The following is a 23,465-nucleotide window of genomic DNA, read 5'->3' as shown; positions in this document are numbered from 1 at the left end:
CGGGTGGTGTCGGTCATCTCGGGCCTTTCCGGTGGTCAGCGCGTCTTGCGCAGGAGGGCGAAGAACATGGCGTCGGTGCCGTGAAGGTGCGGCCACAGCTGGACCGACGGCAAGGTGCCGATGCGCTCGAGCGGCTCGTCGTAGGCGTCGAGGAAGTACGGCCAAGCGTCCTCCTGCACGACGTCGTCGCGCGCGCCGAGCACCTCACCGACGACAGCGAGCGTCTCGGCCGGGTGCGGCGAGCACGTCGCGTAGCCGACGATGCCGCCCGGACGCGTGGCGTCGAGCGCGGAGTTGAGCAGTTCCACCTGCAGGGCGGCGAGCTCTGCGACGTCGAAGGGACGCCGGCGCCAGCGCGACTCGGGTCGGCGACGCATCGCACCGAGGCCGGTGCAGGGAGCGTCGAGCAGGACGCGCTCGTACGTCGCGGGTTCCTCGGCGCCGAGCTCACGGCCGTCACCGGTGCCGACGTAGATCTCGGCGCCGTCGTCGAGCAGAGCGCGCAGCGTGCGGCGAACGAGCTCGGTGCGGTGCTCGCTCGACTCGTTGCAGAACAGGACGTGTCCGCGCAGGTGCGCGATGGAACCGAGTACCGCCGCCTTGCCACCCGGGCCGGCGCACATGTCGAGCCACTGCTCGCCGGTCGTGGGGCGGGCCGAGGCCTCGGCCATCTCGTTGTCGGCCTCGATCGGCTTCGCAGGCTCGACGGGCGCTTCGGCCAGGGCGATGGCGAGCAGCTGAGAGCCTTCGTCCTGCACAGCAGCGCGCGTCTCGCGGACGGCCGGGATGTTCGCCGGGTCGCCGAACGGCAGGGTGGCCGCGATGGGCGACAGATCGCTGAGTTCGGCACCGGCCTCGACGAGTTCGTCGACGTCCGCGAGGCCCGGACGTGCCACGAGCGCGACGCGGGGTGCCTCGTTGTCCGCGGCGAGCAACGCGTCGAGCGCGTCGTCGAGGCTCGGCTGACCTTCACCGCCGGCCGCTTCGTGACCGCGCAGTGCCTGACGCAGGGCCGAGACGACCCAGGCCGGGTGCGACGTCGCGATGGCGCGCACGTCGTCGGCGTCCTCGACGCCACGGGTGAGGGCGGCGATCCAGGTGTCGCGGTCACGTTCCCCAGCGCGGCGCAGAACGGCGTTGACGAAGCCGGACGCACCGGCGCCCGCATGCTCACGAGCGAGCGCGACGGTCTCGGACGTCGCCGCATGCGTGGGCACGCGCATCGAGAGCAGTTGGTGAACCCCGAGGCGCAGGATGTCGAGCACGATCGGGTCGATGTCGGCCGGCGCGCGGCCTGCTCCGACCTCGATGACCCGGTCGTAGAGGCCCTGACGCCGGATGGTGCCGAGGGCCAGTTCGGTGGCGAAGGCCGCGTCGCGACCGCTGAGGTCGTGGCGACGCAACACCTTGGGCATCTCGAGGTTGGCGTACGCGCCGTCGTCTACCGCGCGCAGAACGGCAAGAGCCGCGGTACGCGCCGGGTCGCCGCTGCGGCGTCGCTCGGACGGGGCGGCCGCGCTGCGGTGGCCCGCACTGCGCAGCCGGGCATCCGATCGCTCTCGGCCCTTGGCGTCACGACGCGAGGCGTCGTGGCCACCGCGAGAGCCGCGACCGTCACCGCGGTCGTCCCGTCGGGGGTTCGAGCCGCGGCCGTAGCCACCCGATCCTTCGCGCGCGTCAGCCACCGAGGCGTTCTCCTTCGTCGATTCGTACGCCGCGTGCCCAATCGGCCGCGACCATGCTCTTCTTGCCCTGAGGCTGCACCTCGAGCAATTCCAGGGTGCCTCCGACGGCGCCCACGAAAACTTGCTTCTTCGTCGCGCGCAGCGCACCGGCCGCCAGGGGCGGGTTCGCCTCATCGGTCACCGCGAGGGTGCTGCGCAGCACCTTGAGGCGCTCACCACGGAACGTCGTCCAGGCCCCTGGCGCCGGGGACGCGCCGCGAATGCGGCGGTCGACAGCGAAGGCGGGCGACTTCCAGTCGATCTGCACGTCCTCGACGAGGATCTTCGGCGCGAGGGAGACACCGTCGCCCGACTGGGCGACGGGCGTGACCTCTCCCGCTTCAAGGGCATCGAGGGTCTTGACGAGCAGCGACGCTCCGCCCTCGGCGAGGCGTCCCAGCAGGTCGCCGGCCGTGTCCGTGGCGCGGACGGCCTCTGTCATCGTGCCGAAGACTGGCCCGGTGTCGAGGCCCTCCTCGAGGAGGAAGGTCGAGGCACCCGTGACATCGTCGCCGGCCATGAGGGCGTGCTGCACGGGCGCAGCGCCACGCCACGCGGGCAGGAGCGAGAAGTGCAGATTGATCCAGCCCAGACGAGGCACGTCGAGGACGTCACGTGGGATGAGCGCGCCATACGCGACGACGGGGCAGGCATCGGGTGCCAGTTCGCGCAGACGTGCGACGAACTCGGGGTCGGACGGCTTGGTCGGCGTGAGTACCTCGACGCCGGCGTCCTCGGCGACGCGACGCACCGGCGAAGCGGACGTCTTGCGACCGCGCCCAGAGCGGGCGTCGGGGCGGGTGATGACACCCACGACGTCGTGGGCCGAGTCGAGCAGTGCGCTCAGCGAGGGAACCGCGGCCTCGGGAGTGCCGGCGAACACAACGCGCATGGGAGCACGTCCCTTCGTCGAGTGGAGCGGGGTCGGGGTATCGGCCTCGGCCGACGTCCGGCCAAGTCTAGTGGGCGCGCTAGCGCCGACAGTCACGCACGATCGGCGCCAACGGCAGACCCCTCAGGAGCAGTTCGTCGCGCAGCGTGTCCGGGTCGGTGAACAGCAACGCGTCGAGCCCCGCCTGCTCGGCGCTCATGACGTTGGCGCTCGAGTCGTCGATGAACACCGCGTCCTCGAGGCCCCCGATGTGACGGGTCACCTCCTCGAGGATTACCCACATCTCCGGATCGGGCTTCGTCACGCCCTCCTCGCCGGAGACGATGATCTCCTCGAACAGCTCGAGGAAGTCGTGCAGTTCTCGGGCGATCGGGAACAGCTCGGCCGAGAAGTTCGTCACGGCGAACAGCGGCACCTGCGCTTCGTGTAGTTCCCGCAGGATGGCGACGGTGCCGTCGATGGGCTCGCGGATGGCGTCGGCGTAGTGGTCGACGTAGGCCTGGCCCACCTCTCCGACGGCTGCGTCGTGTTCGGTGAGTTCGGCGACGATCTCGGACCACGGCGTGCCCCCGTCCGCGCGCAAGTTGCGCCCGTGGAAGTCGATGGCGGCCTCGGCGAGAAAGGCCTCGGCGCGCTCGCGCCCGACGACGGGTTCGAGGGCGAGCAACGGCTCCCAGCGGATGAGCACGTTGCCGATGTCGAAGACGACGAAGTCGACCGGGTTGGGGGCCGTGTCGTCCGTGAAGCCCCCGAGTTCCTCGAGATCGGGGCCGTCGATGTCGTCGAGTCTGCTCAGGTCAGGCGTCGAAGTCATGGCGCCCACCGTAACGGAATGGTTCTCATGCCAGGCCGTCGAGCATCGGGTCGAGCCGCAGCGTGACGACCGGTTCGCGTGCCGCCGAGCGGGCGGCCTGCACGCCACGCAGCAGCTTCGGGGGCTCGGGCGCACCGGGGTCGTTCCAGCGCACGAGGTAGCGCACCTTCGGGTCGTCGTCGTTCGAGCGGCCCGTCGCGCGATCGAACATGTGGCGTCGTCCCAACGGCAGTGGTCCGAGCACGTCGAGCGGCACGCCGTCGTCGTTCGCGCGGCGCGAGACCTCGTCGGCCACGTCCTGCGCCGCACGTCTCGGCCCCTCGAGGGCGGCCATCCGGACGACCGGGGGTAGACCGACCTCGGCGCGTTCGGCCAGCTCGCGCTCGGCGAACCACCGCGGCGCCGCACGCACGAGCGCTTCCACGCTCGGGAACGGCACGTGGCGCGGCACGCCGCACAGGTAGACCGCTCCCCCGTCAGCGGCGCCCCGCACGAGGCCCGCGGCGGTCGACCAATGCGTGAGCGCCCGCTCGGACGAGTCGAGCCCGGCGCGATCGAGCAGTGCCCACGCGTCGAGCAGGATGGCTGCGCTGTAGCCGTTTTCGGCGACCGGCTCTGCACCGGGCGTTGCGATGACGAGCGCGGGGGTGTCGGGCACCGTGGCCAGAACGTCCGGTGCACCCGATCGGCGCACCGGCACGCCGGGGAAGGCACGCCCCAGTTCCTCCGCGGTGCGACCGGCACCGACGACGAGTGACCTCAGGTCGTGCGCACCGCACTCCGGGCAGGTGATGACGTGGGCGACGTGGCCGCACCAGCGACACGCGGGCGTGGCCCCTTCGTCGGCCAACCCCAGCGGCCCGTGGCAAACGGGGCACGCAGCCTTCGTGCGGCAGCGCGCACAGGCGAGAGCCGGAACGTAGCCACGCCGCGGCACCTGAACGAGGACGGGGCCGTGTGCGAGTGCGTCCGTGGCTCCGCGCCAGGCCTGGGCGGGAATGCGTGCCCGGGCGGCCGGGCCGTGACGTTCGACCGCCCGGTCATCCCCCGTCACGACGACGGCCGGCCCGGTACGAGCCACGGCATCGACGGCGACGAGATCCCCGCTCTCCACCCAGGCCTCGACCGCCGCCGATCGCGTGGGTCCGGCTGAGACGAGCGACGCACCACTGAGGCGGGCTCGCTCGCGCAGGACGTCGCGCACGTGCGGGTAGGGAGCGTGGGGCTCGGCGTGCAGCGAGTCCGTGTCGTCCCACCACACGACGAGCCCCAGGTCCTTCACTGGGGCGAACATCGCGGCCCTCGTGCCGACAACGACGTCGGCCTCACCGCGCACCGTCTTGAGGAACGAGGTGTAGCGCGCCTGCGGCCCTTGATCGGCACTGAGGCGCACGACTTTGTCTCGCCCGAGCAGTGCGGTGCACGCCTCGAGCACGCGCTCGACGTCGCGCGCGTCCGGCACGACGACGAGGCTCCCCCGCTTCGAACGTCGAGCCGCGTCGGCGAGCTCTGCGACTGCCGCCGGCCAGGCGTCGTCACCGAACAGCCCGGGTGCCACGTTCCACGACGCACGTGGCCCTTCGCCGTCGGCGATGTGCTTGAGCAGCGACAACCCGCCGCCGTAGTAACGCCAGGCGCTCGATGCTTCGTCGACCGCTGCCCCGGCAGGCTCGGCCGGCTCGCTCTCGGACCGCTCGCCGTCGCTCGGCGCACCCGGCGATCCGTCCGCCGCCGTCGGGTTCGATGCGTCAGCGGTCTCCCCGGCGGCGTCGACATCCCCCTCTGGCGCCGCGGTCTTCTCCTCCCGAGCGTCGAGCGCCGCCTCGGCGCGGGCGTGCCGGGGCGGGATCGCCAGGCGCAGGACGTCGCTGACGTTCCCCGCGTCACGAGCGGCTACGGCGCGAGCCAGCTCCCACACGTGCGGCGTGAGCACGACTTGGGACGAGATGACGCGTTGGATGGGCCGCAGGGTGCCCGAGAACTCGGCCTGCTCGCGCAGAGCCACGACGTAGCCGGTGATCTGTTGCGCCTTGAACCTCACCTTGACGGCGACACCGACCGCAATGTCGGCACGCATCTCCTCGGGCACCGTGTACTCGAACTCGCGGTCGAGGTGAGGCACTTCGAGCATGGGCCAGACGACGGCGACCAGGTCGGGTTTCGACCCGGACGACGCGGGCGCTGCGTCGGCGGCGTCCGTGCTGGCGTCTCCCGGCTCCTTGCGCTGAGGACGCGCGGCCTCACGCAGCAGGGCCAGCTGTTCGCTGGTCGGTGCGTGCGGCTCGCTCATGGCCCCATGTATACGGCACACCTCCGACAACCGTCGAACCTCCCCGCGTGGACGCCGAAGGGCGCCGCCCCGTCCGGTGTGGACAGGCGGCGCCCTTCGCTCTGTGAGGTCGGTGATCAGCCGGCAGCGCGCTGCAGTTCCTCGACGCGGTTGGTGCGCTCCCACGTGAACCCGTTCTCCAGGCCGGGTGCCTCGGTGCGACCGAAGTGGCCGTAGGCCGCGGTGGGCTGGTAGATCGGGCGCAGGAGGTCGAGCTGCTCGACGAGCGCGGCGGGGCGCAGGTCGAACGTCGTGTCGATGGCCTTCTGGATGACGTCGAGAGGCTTGGTCTCGGTGCCGAAGCACTCGACGTAGAGGCCGACCGGCTGAGCCTTGCCGATGGCGTAGGCGACCTGCACCTCGCAGCGCTTCGCGAGCCCTGCGGCGACGACGTTCTTGGCCACCCAGCGCATGGCGTAGGCGGCCGAGCGGTCGACCTTCGACGGGTCCTTGCCGGAGAAGGCGCCGCCGCCGTGGCGGGCCATGCCGCCGTAGGTGTCGACGATGATCTTGCGCCCGGTGAGGCCGGCGTCACCCATGGGGCCGCCGATGACGAACTTGCCCGTGGGGTTGATGAGCTGGCGCACGTTCGTGGTGTCGAGCGCGACGCCGCTGGCCGCGAGTTCGGCGATGACCGGGTCGATGACGTGGCGCTCGATGTCGGGCGCGAGCTGACCGCCCAGGTCGATGCCTTCGTCGTGCTGGGTCGAGAGCACGACGGTCTCGAGGCCGACAGCCTTGTCACCGTCGTAGGCGATGGTGACCTGGGTCTTGCCGTCCGGGCGCAGGTACTCGAGCGTGCCGTCCTTGCGCACGCGGGTGAGGCGCTCGGAGAGGCGGTGCGCGAGGAAGATCGGCAGCGGCATGAGTTCGGGGGTGTCGTCGCAGGCGTAACCGAACATGAGGCCCTGGTCGCCGGCGCCCTGCAGATCGAGCGGGTCGACGCCACCGTCGACGCGGTGTTCGTGCGCCTGGTCGACGCCCTGCGCGATGTCGACCGACTGCTGGCCGATCGAGACGGAAATGCCGCAGCTGTGCCCGTCGAAGCCCTTGAGCGAGGAGTCGTAGCCGACCTCGGTGATGACGTTGCGCACGAGCGTCGCGATGTCCGTGTAGCCCTCGGTGCGCACCTCGCCCGCCACGTGCACGAGGCCCGTCGTCACCATCGTCTCGACCGCGACGCGCGACTTCGGGTCCTTCTTGAGCATGTCGTCGAGGATCGCGTCACTGATCTGGTCACAGATCTTGTCGGGGTGACCTTCGGTGACGGACTCGGAGGTGAACAGACGGGTCAAAGCGGACTCCTGACGTGGGCAGCGGCTGCTGACTGGGGCGCGAACCACCCCGTCACAGCATGTTACTGAGTAGTGAAGATAGACGCGGCGAGGTCGACGACCGCTGCCGCGATGTGAGACTTCGGGGCGGGCCCGACGGTGACGACCTCGTCGGAGTCGGCACGCAGCAGGTGGGCGGTCGACTCGTCCTGACCGAACGTGACGCCGTCGCCGACCTCGTTGGCCACGAGAACGTCGCACCCCTTGCGAGCGAGCTTGGCGCGGGCGTGGAACAGGACGTCGCCGTCGGCGTCGCCCGTCTCGGCGGCGAACCCGACGATGACGCGACGACGCGCCTCCGAGTCGGCCTTCGCGTCACGCTGCGCGACGGCTTCGGCGAGGATGTCGGGGTTGCGCACGAGTGTGATGACGGGCGCCGAGTCGTCGCCCGGGCCGTGCGTCTTCTTGATCTTCGACGTGGCCACCTCACTCGGGCGGAAATCGGCCACGGCGGCCGCCATGACGAGCAGGTCGGGCTCGGCCTCGAGCACCTTCTCACGCATCGCCCGGGCGCTCTCGACCATGACGACGTCGACGCGGGACGCAACGTCAGCGGGCGGCGTGGCCGTCGTGACGAGGGTGACCTTGGCGCCCAGGTCGGCGGCAGCTGCTGCGATGGCGAAGCCCATCTTCCCGCTGCTGCGGTTGCCGAGGTAGCGCACGGGGTCGATGGCCTCACGCGTGCCGCCGGCGGTGACCAGCACGGTGCGCCCGACCAAGGGCCCCTGTTCGCGGGCGACAGGAACCTTCTCGGCACCGTCACGGCGTGTACCGCTCGCGGCCGCAGCCAAAGCGGCTTCGTAGATGACGTCGGGGTCGGGCAGACGGCCGGGGCCGGTGTCGGCGCCCGTGAGCCGACCCAACGCGGGCTCGACGATCGTCACGCCGCGCTCACGCAGCGTGGCGACGTTGGCCTGCGTGGCCGGGTGAAGCCACATCTCGGTGTGCATGGCCGGAGCCATGACAACCGGGCAGCGCGCCGTGAGCAGCGTGTTCGTCAGCAGGTCGTTCGCCATGCCACACGCGGCCTTGGCGAGCAGGTCTGCCGTTGCCGGTGCCACGACGACGAGATCGGCGCTCTGGCCGAGCTTGACGTGCGGCACCGCGTGCACGTTCTCGAAGACACCCGTCTGCACCGGCTTGCCCGAGAGCGCCTCCCACGTGGGAGCGCCGACGAATTCGAGTGCAGCAGAAGTGGGCACGACCGTGACGTCGTGCCCACTCTCCGTGAAAAGACGAAGGAGCAACGCCGCTTTGTAGCCGGCGATGCCCCCCGTCACACCGAGAACGATGCGCATCTCGCGAGACTCAGGCTTCGAGCTTCTCGATCGAGAGCAGACCCTCGTTCATCTCGCGCAGCGCGATGGACAGCGGCTTGTCGTTGGGCTGGGCCTCGACGAGCGGACCGACGTTGTCGAGCAGGCCGTCAGCGAGCTGGCTGTAGTAGCCGTTGATCTGACGCGCGCGCTTCGAGGCGTACGTCACGAGCGCGTACTTGCTGTCCGCGATCTCGAGGAGGTCGTCGATGGGCGGGTTCGTGATGCCGATGGGCTCGGCCTTGGTGCCGGACACAATCACTCGTTTCGTCGTCAGTTTTCGGGGGTTCTCATCAATGATACGAGTTCTTCGGCTGCACGCCGAACGTCGTCGTTGACGATGACGTGGTCGAACTCGGATTTCGCGGCCAGTTCGACCTTCGCGGTCTGGAGGCGTCGCTCGCGTTCCTCCTCGGTCTCGGTGCCGCGCCCGACGAGCCGGCGCACCAGCTCGTCCCAGCTCGGAGGCTCGAGGAAGACGAAGAACGCGTCGGGCGCGTTCTGCTTGACCTGGCGCGCACCCTGGAGGTCGATCTCGAGCAGCGGCAGCTTGCCCTCGGCCATCGCCTCCTCGACGGGGGCCTTCGGCGTGCCGTACGAGGCACGACCGTGGACGATGGCGTGTTCGAGGAAGCCGTCCTCGCGCGCCGTCCGGGCGAACTCCTCGTCGCTGAGGAAGCGGTAGTGGACTCCGTCGATCTCACCCGGGCGCGGCGGGCGCGTCGTCGCGGAGACCGAGAGCCACACCTCCGGGTAGTGCTCGCGGATGTAGGCGGCGACGGTGCCCTTGCCGACCGCGGTGGGGCCGGCCAGGACGACGAGGCGTCCACTCATCGAGGATTCCTTCCACGGCGAACTGGTGCGAGACGCCCGCGAGGGCGTGTCGCTCATCCTTTCACAGGCCGACAGTTGGCCGCCCGGCCCCTGTTCAGGCCGAGCGACTCACGCCAAGCGAGCCACACTCTCGCACGTGCGCTCCACAGCCTCGATGAGCGAGCTGACGTCCGGGCCGGCCTTGAGCACGTCGCGCGACGTCGTCGGGATGACGCGCTCGACGGAGGCGCCGAAGACTTCCTTGATCGTCTCGACCGTGCCGCCCTGCGCGCCGAAGCCCGGCGCGAGGACCGGCGCGTTCGACGCGGCGAGCGCGTCCTGCAGGCCGAGGTCGTCGAGCGCCGAGCCGATCGTTGCGCCCATGACGAAGCCGACGTGGCCCCACTCTCCCCGGTCCGCGGCCTCGGCGTTGTCGCGGGTTGCCGACGCGACGATGTCGCCCGCGACGCTGCCGTCCGGCGTGCTCGCGTGCTGGACTCCAGCCCCCTCCGGGTTCGAGGTCAGTGCGAGCACGAACACGCCGCGTCCGGTGTCCCGCGCGAGGTCGAGCGCCGGGCGCAGCGACTCGTACCCGAGGTACGGGCTGAGCGTGATCGCGTCGGCCGGCTCGGGCGCGTCCTTGCCGAGAAACGCCTCCCCGTAGGCCGTCATCGTCGTGCCGATGTCGCCGCGCTTCACGTCGAGCACGACAAGCGTGCCTGCTTCGCGCAGTTCCTTCGTCACGCGCTCGAGCAGTGCCACACCGCGCGAGCCGAACACCTCGAAGAAGGCTGACTGCGGCTTGACGGAGGCGACGCGTCCGCCGAACGCCTCGACGCACGTCAGCGCGAACCGCTCGACACCCTCGTAGCTGTAGGGCAGCCCCCACCCCTCGACGAGGCCACGGTGGGGGTCGATGCCGACACAGGCCGGGCCGAAGCGCTCGTGCGCGGCCTTCAGTCGAGCACCGAAACCGGCTTCGGGTGACGTGGTGGTCATGGCGGTTCTCCTGGTCGAACGGTCGGTGTCAGCGGTGCGCGACGGCGGTCATGGACGACGGGGGCTTGGAGAGCTCTGAGCAGTGGCGGCGCAGTGCGTCGAGGGTCGTGACGCCGGCGCGTGGGTCGCGGATGAGCGCGGTTCCCATCTGCACCGCGCTCGCTCCCGCTGCGAGGGCTGCGACGACGTCCTCAGCCCGCGCGATGCCGCCCCCGGCGACGATCGGCGCGCTCGGGAGTCGGCCGGCGATCATCGCGGCCTTGAGTTCGAAGACGGCGCCGAGCGTCATGGGCAGCAGTGCCGGCCCGGCCATCGTCGCCGCGCCGCGCGTGCGGGGTCTCAGCGTCGTCGGGTCGATGCTCGTCGCTGCCGGCGGGTGACCGACGACGATGACGTCGGCACCCGACTTCAGTGCGGCGCGGGCCAACTCGACGACATCCGTGCCCACCGTGAGCTTGGCGAAGAGGAGCAGGTTGCGTGGGAGGTGTTCGCGCACACGGGCAACGACCTTCGTCACGGCGTACTCGTCACGCGCGAAGGGGCGCCCGCTGTTCGCCTCGTTCGGCACGGACAGGTTCATCTCGACACCGAGCAGACCGCGCGCTGCGGTGCGACGACGCACGGCCGCAGCAGCCTCGGCGAAGTCGCCGCTCGTGTCCCCCGCGATCGACGCGACGACCGGCGTCTCGCCGCAGATCTCCCACGGCAGCCGCGTGGCGCTCAAGGCGTTGGCGCCGATGTTCGGCACGTCGTGCGGGTGCACCACCCCCGAGGGCGTCTCGACGAGGACGCGGCGTTCGCTGCTCTCCCGGGCTTCACTCGTCAGCGTCGGCGTGACGAGGGCCCCGAACCCGCCGAGTCCACCCCAGCGCACGAGTTCGTGCCCGAACCCGCCACAGCCGGACGCCGCGAGAAGCGGCGAGGCGAGGCGGTGGTTGCCGAGCGTGACCGACACGTCGATGTCTTCGGGAGGCGTGTTCGTCTGCGGCTCAGCGCCCTTCGGCGTCTGCGGACTCATCGCTGCTCCAACAGGTCGTGCCAGACGACGCGGTTACCGGGCAGCACCGGGCCCTCGCTGCAGCATCGAACACTGCGAACGTCGCCGGACGCCCCGGCGACCGGCACGATGCACGCACCGCACAGGCCGGTGCCGCACGGCATGGGCATGTCGAACGCACCCTGCAGCACTGCCCCTCGACCCTGGGAGGCCGCCGTCATCGCCGCAAGAGCCGACACGTCGCCGGCGGCGTACACCACCGGTGCGTCACTTACTCGGAGCGCGGCATCGAGCGCGACCTGCACGAGGTATTCGAGCGACGTCACTCCCCCCGCTTCCGGCACCACGGTGACGACGTCACCCACGAGACGGCGTGCTTCGATGACACCGAGCAGGTGACGGTCGTCGCGACCGCCGATGACGACGCGCGGCACCTGGCTCCCCGCTCGACGCAGTTCGGTGATGAGCCACACGAGCGACGCCGCGCTGGCACCGACGCCCGCGACGACCGCACGCACCGGCTGCGACGGCAGCGGGAAGCCACGCCCGAGCGGGCCGAGGATGCTCACCTCGTCGTGGAGGCGTCGCCCGGCGAGCCAGGCACTGGCCTCGTCGGCGTCGGGGTCGATGACGACCTCGACGGTGCCGCCGAACGTGCCCGTGGGAGTGACGGCCCGCAGCGGCAGCGCGCGTCGGGTGATGATCGCCGACGCCTCGTCACCGATCGCCACCGAAACGAGCTGTCCCGGCCGCGCCGCCTCGGCGATGCCGGGCGCGACGAAGGTGTGCGCGACGAAGGCACCGACGCGTCGCGTCGCGATGAGCTCACCCGTGACGGAGACGACGCCGTCGGCGTTCGACGGCGACGCCTGCGCGTCCGGTGTCGTGCGTGCGTTCAGGGCGGGCCTCAGCGCGCCGCGAACAGGTTGAGGTCGGCCGCGTGCTCCTGCAGCGACTTCACCGAGAACTCGCCCTGCATGCCGGCCTCGATGGCCTGCACGGCTGCGGCGAGCTCCTGAACCGTCGTGATGACGGGCGCGTTCATCGACGTTCCCGCCGCGCGGATCGCGTAACCGTCGGCGCGCGCATCCTGGCCGGACGGCGTGTTGACGATCATGCCGACCTCGCCGTCGAGGATGCGCTGAACGATGGTCTTCTCGCCGTCCTCGCCCTGGCCCTGCGAGTGCTTGCGCACCGTGGTCGAGGCGATGCCGTTGCGGCGCAGCACGTCCGACGTTCCGCTCGTCGCGAGCACCGTGAAGCCGAGGTCGACGAGGCGCTTGACGGGGAACAACATGGCGCGCTTGTCGCGGTTGGCGCACGAAACGAAGATGTTGCCCGAGCGCGGCAGCCCCTGGCCCGAACCGAGCATCGCCTTGGCGAACGAGGTGGCGAAGTCGGCGTCGATGCCCATGACCTCACCGGTGGAGCGCATCTCCGGGCCGAGGAGTGAGTCGACGACCTCTCCCTCGGCGGTGCGAAAGCGCTGGAACGGCAGCACGGCCTCCTTGACCGAGACCGGAGCGTCGAGGGGCAGGTGCGAACCGTCCCCGGTGGGCGGCAGCATGCCCTCGGCGCGCAGGTCGGCGATCGAGAAGCCGAGCATGACGCGGGCGGCGGCCTTGGCGAGCGGCACGGACGTTGCCTTGGCGACGAACGGCACCGTACGGCTAGCGCGCGGGTTGGCCTCGAGAACGTAGAGCACGTCCTGAGCGAGCGCGAACTGCACGTTCATGAGGCCGCGCACACCGATGCCCTCGGCGAGGGCGAGCGTCGAGGCGCGAACGCGGTCGAGCTCCTCGGTGCCGAGCGTTGCCGGCGGCAGGACGCAGGCCGAGTCACCGGAGTGGATGCCGGCCTCCTCGACGTGCTCCATGATGCCGCCGAGGTACATCTCCTTGCCGTCGTAGAGGCAGTCGACGTCGATCTCGATGGCTTCGTCGAGGAAGCGGTCGACGAGCACGGGGTGCTCGGGCGACGCCGTCGTCGCACGCGTGACGTACCCACGCAGCGTGTCGTCGTCGTAGACGATCTCCATGCCGCGGCCACCGAGCACGTAGCTCGGGCGCACGAGCACCGGGAAGCCGATCTCACGGGCCACCTCGACGGCCTCGTCGGCCGAGTAGGCGATGCCGTGGCGCGGCGCGGGCAGGTTCGCCTCGGCGAGCACGCGGCCGAACGCTCCGCGGTCCTCGGCCAGGTCGATGGCCTCGGGAGACGTGCCGACGATCGGCACGCCCTCGGCCTTGAGGGCGCGCGCCAGGCCGAGCGGCGTCTGGCCACCGAGCTGGACGATGACGCCCGCGAGCGGACCGGCCTCACGCTCGGCGTGGACGACCTCGAGCACGTCCTCGAGCGTCAGCGGCTCGAAGTAGAGGCGCGAGCTCGTGTCGTAGTCGGTGGAGACCGTCTCGGGGTTGCAGTTGACCATGACGGTGTCGAAGCCGGCGTCACGCAGCGCGAACGAGGCGTGCACGCACGAGTAGTCGAACTCGATGCCCTGACCGATGCGGTTGGGGCCCGAGCCGAGGATGATGACGGCGGGCTTCTCGCGCGGCAGCACCTCGCTCTCCTCGTCGTAGGAGGAGTAGTAGTACGGCGTCTGCGCAGCGAACTCGGCTGCACAGGTGTCGACCGTCTTGTAGACCGGGCGCACACCGAGCGCGTGGCGGACGCCGCGCACGACGTCCTCCTTCATGTCCGTCAGCTGTGCGAGCTGGGCGTCGGAGAAGCCGTGCTTCTTCGCCAGGCGCAGCAGTTCCGGCGTCAGCTGGGGTGCGCGCGAGATCTCCTCGGCCACCTCGTTGATGAGCTGCAGCTGGTCGAGGAACCACGGGTCGATCTTCGTGGCCTCGTGCACCTCTTCGACGCTGAGGCCGCCACGCAGCGCCTGCTGGACGAGCAGGATGCGTCCGTCGGTCGGGCGCTTGGCCTGCTCGAGCAGCTCGCGCGCCATCTCGGGCGTCGGCAGGTCGTCGGCGCGCCAGTGGAACTGCGCCTCCTTGCGCTCGATGGAACGCAGCGCCTTCTGCAGCGCCTCGGTGAAGTTGCGGCCCAGCGCCATGGCCTCGCCGACCGACTTCATCGTCGTCGTGAGGGTCGGGTCGGCGGCCGGGAACTTCTCGAACGCGAAGCGCGGCACCTTGACGACGATGTAGTCGAGCGTCGGCTCGAAGCTCGCCGGCGTCTCGGCCGTGATGTCGTTCGGCACCTCGTCGAGGGTGTAGCCGATGGCCATCTTCGCCGCGATCTTGGCGATCGGGAAGCCGGTGGCCTTCGACGCGAGCGCCGACGAACGCGAGACGCGCGGGTTCATCTCGATGACGATCATGCGGCCGTCGGCCGGGTTGATGGCGAACTGGATGTTGCAGCCGCCGGTGTCGACGCCGACCTCGCGGATGACGGCGATGCCGACGTCACGCATGCGCTGGTACTCGCGGTCGGTGAGCGTCAGCGACGGGGCCACGGTGATGGAGTCACCGGTGTGAACACCCATGGGGTCGAAGTTCTCGATGGAACAGACAACAACGACATTGTCGACGTTGTCCCTCATCACCTCGAGCTCGTACTCCTTCCACCCGAGGATCGACTCCTCGAGGAGCACCTCGGTGGTCGGGCTGGCCTGCAGGCCCGCGCCGGCCATGCGGCGCAGGTCGGTCTCGTCGTAAGCGAAACCGGAGCCGAGGCCACCCATGGTGAACGAGGGGCGCACGACGACCGGGTAGCCGAGCTCCTCGGCGCCGGCGAGCACGTCGTCCATGGAGTGGCAGATGTAGGAACGGGCCGACTCGGCGCCACAGCGCTCGACGACGCCCTTGAACTTCTCGCGGTCCTCGCCGAGCTCGATGGCTTCGACGTTGGCGCCGATGAGCGGGCAGCCGTACTTCTCGAGCACGCCGTCCTTGTGCAGGGCGATGGCCGTGTTGAGCGCCGTCTGACCACCGAGGGTGGCGAGGACGGCGTCCGGGCGCTCCTTCTCGATGATGGAGGCGACGATCTCGGGCGTGATCGGCTCGACGTAGGTGACGTCTGCGGTCTCCGGGTCGGTCATGATCGTCGCCGGGTTGGAGTTGACGAGGATGACGCGAAGGCCCTCCTCTCGCAGCACGCGGCAGGCCTGCGTACCCGAGTAGTCGAACTCCGCGGCCTGGCCGATGACGATCGGGCCGGAGCCGATGACCAGGACGCTCTTGATGTCGGTGTTCTTGGGCATCAGGCGCTCACCTTCGCGTCGTTGTGGTCGCTCATCATGGCGACGAAGCGGTCGAACAGGTAGGCCGCGTCGTGCGGCCCGGCTGCGGCCTCCGGGTGGTACTGCACCGAGAAGGCGGGGATGTCGAGGCAGCGAAGCCCCTCGACGACGTCGTCGTTGAGGCACACGTGCGAGACCTCGACGCGCCCGAAGTTCGTGCCGTGCTCGGCGTCCGCAGGGGCGTTGGTGTGCCCCTCGATGGGTGCGTCGACGGCGAAGCCGTGGTTCTGGGCGGTGATCTCGACGGTGCCGCTCTCCTTGTCGAGCACGGGCACGTTGATGCCGCGGTGGCCGTACTTCAGCTTGTACGTGCCGAAGCCGAGGGCGCGTCCGAGCAGCTGGTTGCCGAAGCAGATGCCGAAGTACGGAATGTTGGCGCCGAGTACGTCACGCAGGAGGCCGACCTGAGGCGCGGTGGCCGGGTCGCCCGGGCCGTTCGAGAAGAAGACACCGTCGGGGTTGATCGCCTGCACCTCCTCGAGCGTCGCCGTGGCCGGCATGACGTGCACCTCGATGCCGCGCTCGCTCATCATGCGCGGGGTGTTCGACTTGATGCCGAGGTCGACCGCGGCCACGGTGAACTTCTTCTCGCCCTGGGCCGGGACGACGTAGGTCTCCTTCGTCGCGACCTCGGAGGCGAGCTCGCTGCCCTCCATCGTCGGCGCGTTCTTCACGGCCGCGAGGAGTTCGGAGTCCAGCTTGTCCGCGTCCGCGCCGGAGAAGACGCCAACACGCATGGCGCCGCGCTCGCGCAGGTGACGCGTGAGGGCGCGCGTGTCGATCTCGCAGATCCCGACGATGCCCTGCTCGACGAGGTCGTCCTCGAGCGTGCGCACGCTGCGCCAGTTCGACGGGCGGATGGCAGGGTCGCGCACGACGTAACCGGCCACCCAGATGCGGCGCGACTCCTCGTCCTCGTCGTTCATGCCGGTGTTGCCGACGTGCGGCGCCGTCATGACGACGACCTGCTTGTGATAGCTCGGGTCGGTCAGCGTCTCCTGGTAGCCGGACATCCCGGTGGAGAAGACGGCCTCACCGAACGTCGTACCCTCGGCGCCGTAGCTGCGACCGCGGAAGACGCGCCCGTCCTCGAGGACGAGCACGGCGTCGGAACGCCGGGCGAGAACGCCGGTCTGATCGTTAGTGGTCACTGGTGAACCTCTCCGTTGGCGAAGGTGCGGCGTCCGCGCAGGAACGTCGCGGCGACGGCGCCCTTGAGCGTGCGTCCGTGCCAGGGGTTGTTGCGGGAAAGCGACTTCGATTCCTCGCGGTCGACGACGTTCGTCACCGCGGGATCGAAGAGGGTGATGTTCGCGGGGGCACCGGCCACGAGGCCGCCGCCCTGCGACGTCAGGCGGGCGATGCGCGCTGGCCGCGCTGAGGTGGCCTCGGCAACCTGCGCCCACGTCATGCGGCCCGGTTCGACCATCGTCGTGTGGAGCACCGCGAGCGCCTGCTCGAGCCCGAGCATGCCGAACGCGGCGTCGGCGAAGGCGTGCTCCTTGTCGTGGCGGGCGTGCGGGGCGTGGTCGGTGGCGACGGCGTCGATCGTGCCGTCGGCGAGCGCCTCGCGCACGGCCTCGATGTCCTCCGCGGGACGCAGCGGCGGGTTGACCTTGAACACCGGGTCGTACCCGGCGAGCAGGTCGGTCTCGAGCATGAGGTGGTGCGGCGTGACCTCCGCGGTGACGTCGATGCCGAGCGACTTGGCCCAGCGCAGCACCTCGACGGTGCCCGCGGTGGAGGCGTGCGCGATGTGCACGCGGCTGCCCGTGTGGCGGGCCAGCATCACGTCGCGCGCGACGATGACCTCCTCGGCGACACCCGGCCAGCCGGGCAACCCGAGGCGTCCGGAGACCTCGCCCTCGTGGCAGCACGCGGAGCCGTCGGCGAGCAACGGATCCTGGGCGTGCTGGCTGACGACGCCGTCGAACGCCTTGACGTACTCGAGCGCGCGGCGCATGAGGCGGGCGTCGTGGACGCACTTGCCGTCGTCGGAGAACACGCGCACCTGGGCGCGGCTGCGCGCCATGAGACCGAGCTCGGCGAGCTCCTCACCGGCGAGGCTCTTCGTCACGGCACCGACGGGGTGGACGTCGACGAGACCGACGCGCTCCCCCAGTTCGGCGATCCGCTCGGCGGCCTCCGCGGTGTCGGTGACGGGGTTCGTGTTGGCCATCGCGAAGACGGCCGTGAAGCCACCGGCTGCGGCGGCGGCCGATCCGGTGCGGATCGTCTCGGCGTCCTCACGGCCCGGCTCCCGCAGGTGCGTGTGCAGGTCGACGAGGCCGGGAAGAGCGACGAGGCCGTCGGCGTCGACGCGCTCGATGCCGGACGGAACATCGAGCCCCGTACCGATTTCGGCGATACGCCCGTCGCGCACGAGGATGTCGGCGGCCCCGCTGCCGACGACGTCGGCGCCGGTGATGAGGTAGTCGGTCGTGCTGGCCATCAGGCGCCGGCTCCTTCGTTCGAGGCGAGCAGGTGGTAGAGAACGCTCATGCGCACGGCAACACCTGCGCTGACCTGGTCGAGCACCTTGGAACGCGCTTCGTCGGCGGCGTCGGGGCTGATCTCGAGGCCGCGGTTCATGGGCCCCGGATGGCAGATGACGGCGTGCGCCGGCAGGAGGCCGAGGCGGTCGCGCGTGAGTCCGTACCCGACCGTGTACTCGCGGGGCGTCGGGAAGTAACCGCCCGACATCCGCTCACGTTGCACGCGCAGCATCATGACGGCGTCGGCGTGCGGGAGCACGGCGTCGAGGTCGTAGCTCGTCTCGAATCCGTCGGCCCCAGCCCACGCGGCGATACCGCTGGGCATGAGCGTCGGCGGCGCGACGAGCGTGACGTGCGCGCCGAGCGTCTTGAGCAGGATGAGGTTCGAACGCACGACACGGCTGTGCGTCAGATCGCCGACGATGACGACGTGCTTGCCCTGGAGCGTGCCGAGCTGCGCCTGCATCGTGTAGGCGTCGAGCAGGGCCTGTGTGGGGTGCTCGTGGGTGCCGTCACCGGCGTTGACCACCATGCATTCGACCCACTGGCTCACCTGCAGCGGAGCGCCGGAGCGCATGTGGCGGATGACGAGACCGTCGACGCCCATGGCGGCGACCGTGAGCACGGTGTCGCGCAGCGACTCGCCCTTGCTCACGCTCGAGCCCTTGGCGCTGACGTTGATGACGTCGGCCGAGAGCCACTTGCCCGCGATCTCGAAGGAACTGCGGGTGCGGGTCGAGTCCTCGAAGAAGAGATTGACGACGGTGCGTCCGCGTAGCGCGGGGAGCTTCTTGACCTCGCGGTTCTGCACGTCGTGCATCGCACCTGCGGTCTCGAGGATCTGCCCGGCCATGTCACGGCTCAGGTCGGCTGCCGAGAGAAGGTGCTTCATGCGTCGCTCCTTGCGGCGGAACCTGAGATGCGAACCTCGTCGGCGCCGTCGATCTCGGTGATGGAAACCCGCACGTGCTCGCTCGTGGCGGTCGGCAGGTTCTTGCCCACGTGGTCGGCACGGATCGGAAGTTCGCGGTGCCCGCGGTCGACGAGGACGGCGAGGCGCACGGCCTTCGGACGGCCGAGATCGCCGAGGGCGTCGAGAGCGGCGCGCACCGTGCGTCCGGAGAAGAGCACGTCGTCGACGAGGACGACGGTGCGCTCGTCGATGCCAATGGCGGGGATGTCACTGTGGTGGGCTACGCGAGCCGGGTTCTTGCGCAGATCGTCGCGGTACATCGTGACGTCGAGCGTGCCGACGGGGATGTCGACGCCCTCGACGGCCTTGAGGGCGTCACCGAGGCGGCGGGCGAGGTGCGCTCCGCGCGTCGGGATGCCGAGGAGGACGAGATCGTCGGCGCCCTTGTTGCGTTCGAGGATCTCGTGGGAGATGCGGCGCAGAGCTCGCGCGATCTCGGGAGCCGACAGCACCACCCTCCCCACATCGGGCGGTGAACCGGCCGCCTCGCGGCCCGATTCGGTGTCGGCGGGGTGCCCGTTCCCGGTTACGCCCATGTCGTCGCGCGTCATGCGCAGGCCTCCTTCGCCGCCTCACGGGACGGATCGTTAAAGGATGATTCCGCGCCCGAGTTTACATGCCCTTCCTCTGGCAGGATGACGGCCGTGACCGACCCGAGCGACACCCCAGCCCGCAGGCTCGAACGCAGCGGCGCTCGCCTCCTCCAGCAGGTCGCGAGCTGATCGGACGTCGAAACGCCCGCAACCCCTCCATGGGGTGCGGGCGCTTCGGCGGAACTGCAGTCGGCGAGTTTCAGTCGACGAGCGAGGACTTGACCTCGGAAAGCTTCGTCAACAGGCCGCCGATGAACTGCGGCGAGTTGTCGGTCGACAGCTCGGTGGCGAGGTTCTTCGCCTCGGAGACGGCGACGCCGTCCGGAACGTCCTCGACGTAGAGCACCTCGTACGCCGAGACGCGCAGCAGGGCGCGGTCGACAGCCGGCATGCGCTCGAGCGACCAGCCCTTGGCGTAGGTCTCGAGCGCCTCGTTGATGGATCGCCAGTTGTCGACGACACCACGCACGAGCACGGCGGTGTACTCCGGCAGCGGCGCCGGGGTCACGGGGGCGAGGACGCGCTCGTCGAGCAGGTCACGGGCGTTGACGCCGCGCTGTTCGGCTTCGAAGAGCAGGTCGAGGGCGCGCTTGCGCGCCTTGGTGCGAGCGCCCATGAATCAGTTGACGCGGCCCAGGTAGGAACCGTCACGCGTGTCGACCTTGACCTTGGTGCCCTGCTCGAGGAACAGCGGGACCTGGATCTCGGCGCCGGTCTCCAGCGTTGCAGGCTTCGTGCCACCGGTGGAGCGGTCGCCCTGCAGGCCCGGCTCGGTGTGCGTGATCTCGAGGACGACGGAGGCCGGCAGCTCGACGTAGAGGACGGTGCCCTCGTTCGTCGCGACGATCGCTTCCTGGTTCTCGAGGAGGAAGTTCGCCGCGTCACCGACGGTCTCCGCGGGGATGTTGATCTGGTCGTACGTCTTCGTGTCCATGAAGACGTAGTCGCCGCCGTCCTGGTACAGGTACTGCATGTCGGAGCGGTCGACGTTGGCGGTCTCGACCTTGACGCCTGCGTTGAAGGTCTTGTCGACGATCTTGCCCGAGAGGACGTTCTTGAGCTTCGTGCGGACGAAGGCGGGGCCCTTGCCCGGCTTCACGTGCTGGAACTCGACGACGGACCACAGCCCGTTGTCGATCTTGAGAACCATGCCGTTCTTGAGGTCGTTCGTGCTCGCCACGGATTTCCGCCTTCGTTGCTCGCGCGGCACGGGCCTGGCCCGGTCTGCCACGTCACGTCGTCGCTGTGATGCCGCCCAGGAGGCGGCGAACAGCGCTTGTCGTTGCTGATTCTGTCGTTGTCACCCGCACGAGACGCACGGGCATCCCCGTCAGTCTAGGGGGCGCGGCGCACCGGCCCGAATCGCGTACGCGCGCAACCCCGGATCAGGCACGGCCGGGGTGATGCGTTTCACGCGTCGGTGTGCTCAGATGGGGGCCATGAAGTGGTCTCGAATCGCCGCGTCCCTCCCTTTCGTCGCAACGGCCGGTGTGGCCGCGCGTGACCTCACGCAGAAGGACCATTCGCTCCTGCGCAACTTCCCCGTCCTGGGTCACGCCCGCTACGGCCTGGAGTTGATCGGCCCGGAGTTGCGCCAGTACATCGTCGCGAGCAACGACGAGGAGCGTCCGTTCAGCCGCGACCAGCGCGCCTGGATCTACCGCTCCGCCAAGGGCGTCAACAACTACGTCGGCTTCGGCACCGACAACGACATGGAGACGCTGCAGGGTTACCCGATCATCAAGCACCGCACCTTCCCGCGGTCGATGGCGGCCGAGACGGAGGATCACGCCATCCCTTGCGCGAAGGTCCTGGGCGGCGCCCGCGGGCGCGCCAAGGCGTTCCGCCCCCGCTCCGTCGTCAACGTCTCGGCGATGAGTTTCGGCTCGCTGTCGGGCAACGCCATCATGGCCATCAACGCTGGCGTGCACCTCGCGGGCGCGATGCACAACACGGGCGAGGGCGGCCTGTCCACCTATCACCGTCAGGGCGGCGAGCTCATTCTCCAGATCGGCACCGGCTACTTCGGGTGCCGTGACGAGAACGGCGAGTTCGACCTCGAGCGTCTCGTGGCCGTCGTCGAGTCGGCGCCGGTCAAGGCGATCGAGATCAAGCTCTCCCAAGGCGCCAAGCCCGGCCTCGGTGGCGTCCTGCCCGGAACGAAGGTGACGAAGGAGATCGCGGAGATCCGTGGTGTCGTCGAGGGCAAGACGGTTGTCTCCCCCAGCCGTCACACCGCGTTCCACGACGAGGACTCGATGCTCGACTTCGTCGAGCGCATCGCGACGAGGACGGGTCTGCCGGTCGGCATCAAGTCCGCCGTCGGCGAGATGGCGTTCTGGCACCGTCTCGCGGACCTCATGTCGAGCACCGACGGTCCCCGCCGGGGAGTCGACTTCATCACGATCGACGGCGGTGAGGGCGGCACGGGTGCCGCGCCCATCGTCTTCTCCGACTCCGTCGCTCTCCCCTGGGCCGTCGGGTTCTCGCGCGTCTACAAGACCTTCTACGAGGCCGGGTTGAGCGATGACATCGTGTTCATCGCCTCCGGCAAGCTCGGCCTCCCGTTGACGGCGACGCAGGCCTTCGCCATGGGCGCCGACATGATCAACGTGGCCCGTGAAGCGATGCTCGCCATCGGGTGTCTGCAGACGCAGAAGTGCCACGAGGACACATGCCCCACCGGTGTGGCCACGCAGAACAAGTGGCTCGCTCACGGCCTCGACCCGCAGCAGAAGAAGCACCGCATGGCGAACTACGTCCTGACCCTGCGCAAGGACCTGCTCAAGATCAGCGACGCGATCGGTGTGGCACATCCGGCCCTCATCGGCCCGGAGGACCTCGAACTCATGGACGGTGTGCGCCGCGGCGTAGCGCTCGACGAGGTCTTCGGCTACCCGGAGGGTTACGGACGCCTCGGCCTCGACCTCGCAGCCGAGATCGAGCGCATCATGGTCGAGGGCGACTTCGTGCACCTCGGCGGTGAGAACGAGGACAACCGGGAGACTGCTGCCACGGAGCAGCCCACGCGCTGACGGCTCTCCCACGAACGCCGACAAGGGCCGGGGCCCTCACCGCTCGGTGGGCCTCCGGCCTTCGTCGTGTCGGCCGTCAGGTGCTCGTCAGGGGTGCGGACGGCTTCGTCGCGACGACGAGTGCGGCCTCACTGGCGAAGTTCAGCAGCCCGTCGTGTGCCTCAGTCGCCGCGAGACGGACGAAGTGCTCCTGCACCGCACGTCCGGCGTCTGAGCGAGGTAGCGTGCGCCGGCGGCCGCCACGCCCGACGAGATCCCGGCCCACAGATCGTCGGGGCTCACGCGCCACCGCCACGTCGTCCGCTCCTTCACCACGACGGACAGACCGGCCGCGCGCGTGATGTCCGCCAGACCTTCCGGGCTCCGCTCGAAGTCGAGATGCTCGGGCAGCTGGGCAGACGGCGGCGATGTCGCGTCGGCGGCCTCGAAGGCAGCGCCGACGAGGTCGGCCCATCCGGCGCCGGCGCGCGTCCAGATCGTCACTGCCAGCCGTCCGCCGGGCCGTAACACCCGGGCAGCCTCTGCCAACGCCGCGCGTGGATCGGCGACGTGGTTGACGACGAAGTTCGCCACGACGGCGTCGACACCGGCGGAGGTTAACGGCAGGTTCGGCAACGCCGCGCGCACCACCCGGGCCGCCTCGGCCGGAGCGTCCATGGCGTCGCCTGTCATCGACGCCATGTCCGCTTCGGGATCGAGAGCGATAACCAGCCAACTGCGCCCAGCGGCGGCTCGAGCCACCGTTCCCGTGCCGGAGCCGACATCGAGCAGAACCGCCGAACGCCGCTCCATGGCCGGGGCGACGTGGTCGAGCAGTGTGGGCACGGGCCCGGCGCAGAGCGTCGCAAAGGATCTGCGGTAGCCCTCACTGAGGTTCGACCAGGTGCAAGCGCTCGTCA

General features: G+C 69.9%; 20 protein-coding genes. 1 reads left to right on the top strand and 19 read right to left on the bottom strand.

The genetic code is table 11. The features are described 5' to 3' along the window. Nucleotides 1-35: 35 nt before the first annotated feature. From H7F30_RS09930 to efp, 18 genes are all read right to left on the bottom strand, one after another. On the bottom strand, nt 36-1,685 hold the full coding sequence (locus tag H7F30_RS09930) for an RsmB/NOP family class I SAM-dependent RNA methyltransferase (protein WP_370562384.1): 1,650 nt from the start codon (nt 1,683-1,685) through the stop codon (nt 36-38). After that, nucleotides 1,678-2,616: a methionyl-tRNA formyltransferase gene (fmt, locus tag H7F30_RS09925; RefSeq protein ID WP_187034865.1), complete on the bottom strand. Its 939-nt coding sequence runs from the start codon at nt 2,614-2,616 to the stop codon at nt 1,678-1,680. Before fmt ends, H7F30_RS09930 begins: the two co-directional genes overlap by 8 nt. Before the next feature lie 79 nt (nt 2,617-2,695). Further along, complete coding sequence (locus H7F30_RS09920) at nt 2,696-3,430, bottom strand: HAD-IA family hydrolase (RefSeq protein ID WP_187034863.1); 735 nt, start codon at nt 3,428-3,430, stop codon at nt 2,696-2,698. A gap of 25 nt (nt 3,431-3,455) precedes the next feature. Further along, on the bottom strand, nt 3,456-5,720 hold the full coding sequence (locus tag H7F30_RS09915) for a primosome assembly protein PriA (RefSeq protein ID WP_187034861.1): 2,265 nt from the start codon (nt 5,718-5,720) through the stop codon (nt 3,456-3,458). Between the two features lie 116 nt (nt 5,721-5,836). Beyond that, entirely contained in the window at nt 5,837-7,054 is a 1,218-nt protein-coding gene (gene metK, locus H7F30_RS09910; protein WP_047312700.1) for a methionine adenosyltransferase, read from the bottom strand. A 62-nt stretch (nt 7,055-7,116) separates the two neighbouring features. After that, nucleotides 7,117-8,391 carry a bifunctional phosphopantothenoylcysteine decarboxylase/phosphopantothenate--cysteine ligase CoaBC gene (coaBC, locus tag H7F30_RS09905; RefSeq protein WP_187034860.1) on the bottom strand — a complete coding sequence of 425 codons (1,275 nt, stop codon included), beginning with the start codon at nt 8,389-8,391 and terminating at the stop codon, nt 7,117-7,119. Between the two features lie 10 nt (nt 8,392-8,401). After that, entirely contained in the window at nt 8,402-8,665 is a 264-nt protein-coding gene (rpoZ, locus tag H7F30_RS09900) for a DNA-directed RNA polymerase subunit omega (protein ID WP_047312698.1), read from the bottom strand. Nucleotides 8,666-8,682: 17 nt separating this feature from the next. Then, complete coding sequence (gmk, locus tag H7F30_RS09895) at nt 8,683-9,243, bottom strand: guanylate kinase (protein ID WP_047312697.1); 561 nt, start codon at nt 9,241-9,243, stop codon at nt 8,683-8,685. Nucleotides 9,244-9,351: 108 nt separating this feature from the next. Then, the gene (gene pyrF / locus H7F30_RS09890; protein WP_187034858.1) at nt 9,352-10,221 is read right to left on the bottom strand and encodes an orotidine-5'-phosphate decarboxylase; all 870 of its coding nucleotides are present in this window, start codon (nt 10,219-10,221) and stop codon (nt 9,352-9,354) included. A 28-nt stretch (nt 10,222-10,249) separates the two neighbouring features. Further along, entirely contained in the window at nt 10,250-11,239 is a 990-nt protein-coding gene (locus H7F30_RS09885; RefSeq protein ID WP_187034856.1) for a nitronate monooxygenase, read from the bottom strand. Further along, nucleotides 11,236-11,949 carry a hypothetical protein gene (locus tag H7F30_RS09880; RefSeq protein ID WP_255464731.1) on the bottom strand — a complete coding sequence of 238 codons (714 nt, stop codon included), beginning with the start codon at nt 11,947-11,949 and terminating at the stop codon, nt 11,236-11,238. Before H7F30_RS09880 ends, H7F30_RS09885 begins: the two co-directional genes overlap by 4 nt. 176 nt (nt 11,950-12,125) lie before the next feature. Next, nucleotides 12,126-15,431, bottom strand: a complete 3,306-nt coding sequence (carB, locus tag H7F30_RS09875) for a carbamoyl-phosphate synthase large subunit (RefSeq protein ID WP_187034854.1) — start codon at nt 15,429-15,431, stop codon at nt 12,126-12,128. Beyond that, nucleotides 15,431-16,621, bottom strand: a complete 1,191-nt coding sequence (gene carA, locus H7F30_RS09870) for a glutamine-hydrolyzing carbamoyl-phosphate synthase small subunit (protein ID WP_187034852.1) — start codon at nt 16,619-16,621, stop codon at nt 15,431-15,433. The genes carB and carA overlap by 1 nt, the downstream gene beginning before the upstream one ends. Continuing rightward, on the bottom strand, nt 16,618-17,922 hold the full coding sequence (locus H7F30_RS09865; protein ID WP_187034850.1) for a dihydroorotase: 1,305 nt from the start codon (nt 17,920-17,922) through the stop codon (nt 16,618-16,620). Before H7F30_RS09865 ends, carA begins: the two co-directional genes overlap by 4 nt. Beyond that, on the bottom strand, nt 17,922-18,857 hold the full coding sequence (locus H7F30_RS09860; protein WP_187034848.1) for an aspartate carbamoyltransferase catalytic subunit: 936 nt from the start codon (nt 18,855-18,857) through the stop codon (nt 17,922-17,924). Before H7F30_RS09860 ends, H7F30_RS09865 begins: the two co-directional genes overlap by 1 nt. Beyond that, nucleotides 18,854-19,489 (bottom strand): bifunctional pyr operon transcriptional regulator/uracil phosphoribosyltransferase PyrR, encoded by a 636-nt coding sequence (gene pyrR / locus H7F30_RS09855; RefSeq protein WP_187034846.1) that lies wholly within the window; start codon nt 19,487-19,489, stop codon nt 18,854-18,856. Before pyrR ends, H7F30_RS09860 begins: the two co-directional genes overlap by 4 nt. A 241-nt stretch (nt 19,490-19,730) precedes the next feature. Then, nucleotides 19,731-20,147: a transcription antitermination factor NusB gene (gene nusB, locus H7F30_RS09850; protein WP_047312691.1), complete on the bottom strand. Its 417-nt coding sequence runs from the start codon at nt 20,145-20,147 to the stop codon at nt 19,731-19,733. A 3-nt stretch (nt 20,148-20,150) separates the two neighbouring features. Continuing rightward, nucleotides 20,151-20,711, bottom strand: a complete 561-nt coding sequence (efp, locus tag H7F30_RS09845; protein WP_047312690.1) for an elongation factor P — start codon at nt 20,709-20,711, stop codon at nt 20,151-20,153. A 259-nt stretch (nt 20,712-20,970) separates the two neighbouring features. On the opposite strand from efp, the gene H7F30_RS09840 reads away from it, so the two are divergent. Then, the gene (locus H7F30_RS09840; RefSeq protein ID WP_187034844.1) at nt 20,971-22,566 is read left to right on the top strand and encodes an FMN-binding glutamate synthase family protein; all 1,596 of its coding nucleotides are present in this window, start codon (nt 20,971-20,973) and stop codon (nt 22,564-22,566) included. A gap of 141 nt (nt 22,567-22,707) precedes the next feature. Here H7F30_RS09840 and H7F30_RS09835 read toward each other — a convergent pair whose 3' ends face one another. Next, nucleotides 22,708-23,391, bottom strand: a complete 684-nt coding sequence (locus tag H7F30_RS09835) for a class I SAM-dependent methyltransferase (RefSeq protein ID WP_187034842.1) — start codon at nt 23,389-23,391, stop codon at nt 22,708-22,710. Between the last annotated feature and the right edge of the window lie 74 nt (nt 23,392-23,465).

This window comes from Dermacoccus sp. PAMC28757, from assembly GCF_014302635.1.
GTDB lineage: Bacteria > Actinomycetota > Actinomycetes > Actinomycetales > Dermatophilaceae > Dermacoccus > Dermacoccus abyssi.
Note: the sequence above shows the minus strand (reverse complement) of the source record. Positions and strands in the feature narration are given on the sequence as shown.

What these genes read in the sequence shown, in the direction of transcription:
- H7F30_RS09920 (WP_187034863.1), bottom strand. Translation starts at nt 3,430, where the DNA reads ATGACTTCGACGCCTGACCTGAGCAGACTCGACGACATCGACGGCCCC.
- H7F30_RS09865 (WP_187034850.1), bottom strand. Translation starts at nt 17,922, where the DNA reads ATGGCCAGCACGACCGACTACCTCATCACCGGCGCCGACGTCGTCGGC.
- carB (WP_187034854.1), bottom strand. Translation starts at nt 15,431, where the DNA reads ATGCCCAAGAACACCGACATCAAGAGCGTCCTGGTCATCGGCTCCGGC.
- gmk (WP_047312697.1), bottom strand. Translation starts at nt 9,243, where the DNA reads ATGAGTGGACGCCTCGTCGTCCTGGCCGGCCCCACCGCGGTCGGCAAG.
- H7F30_RS09915 (WP_187034861.1), bottom strand. Translation starts at nt 5,720, where the DNA reads ATGAGCGAGCCGCACGCACCGACCAGCGAACAGCTGGCCCTGCTGCGT.
- coaBC (WP_187034860.1), bottom strand. Translation starts at nt 8,391, where the DNA reads ATGCGCATCGTTCTCGGTGTGACGGGGGGCATCGCCGGCTACAAAGCG.
- H7F30_RS09840 (WP_187034844.1), top strand. Translation starts at nt 20,971, where the DNA reads ATGAAGTGGTCTCGAATCGCCGCGTCCCTCCCTTTCGTCGCAACGGCC.
- fmt (WP_187034865.1), bottom strand. Translation starts at nt 2,616, where the DNA reads ATGCGCGTTGTGTTCGCCGGCACTCCCGAGGCCGCGGTTCCCTCGCTG.
- H7F30_RS09860 (WP_187034848.1), bottom strand. Translation starts at nt 18,857, where the DNA reads ATGAAGCACCTTCTCTCGGCAGCCGACCTGAGCCGTGACATGGCCGGG.
- H7F30_RS09885 (WP_187034856.1), bottom strand. Translation starts at nt 11,239, where the DNA reads ATGAGTCCGCAGACGCCGAAGGGCGCTGAGCCGCAGACGAACACGCCT.
- nusB (WP_047312691.1), bottom strand. Translation starts at nt 20,147, where the DNA reads ATGGGCGCTCGCACCAAGGCGCGCAAGCGCGCCCTCGACCTGCTCTTC.
- pyrF (WP_187034858.1), bottom strand. Translation starts at nt 10,221, where the DNA reads ATGACCACCACGTCACCCGAAGCCGGTTTCGGTGCTCGACTGAAGGCC.
- pyrR (WP_187034846.1), bottom strand. Translation starts at nt 19,489, where the DNA reads ATGACGCGCGACGACATGGGCGTAACCGGGAACGGGCACCCCGCCGAC.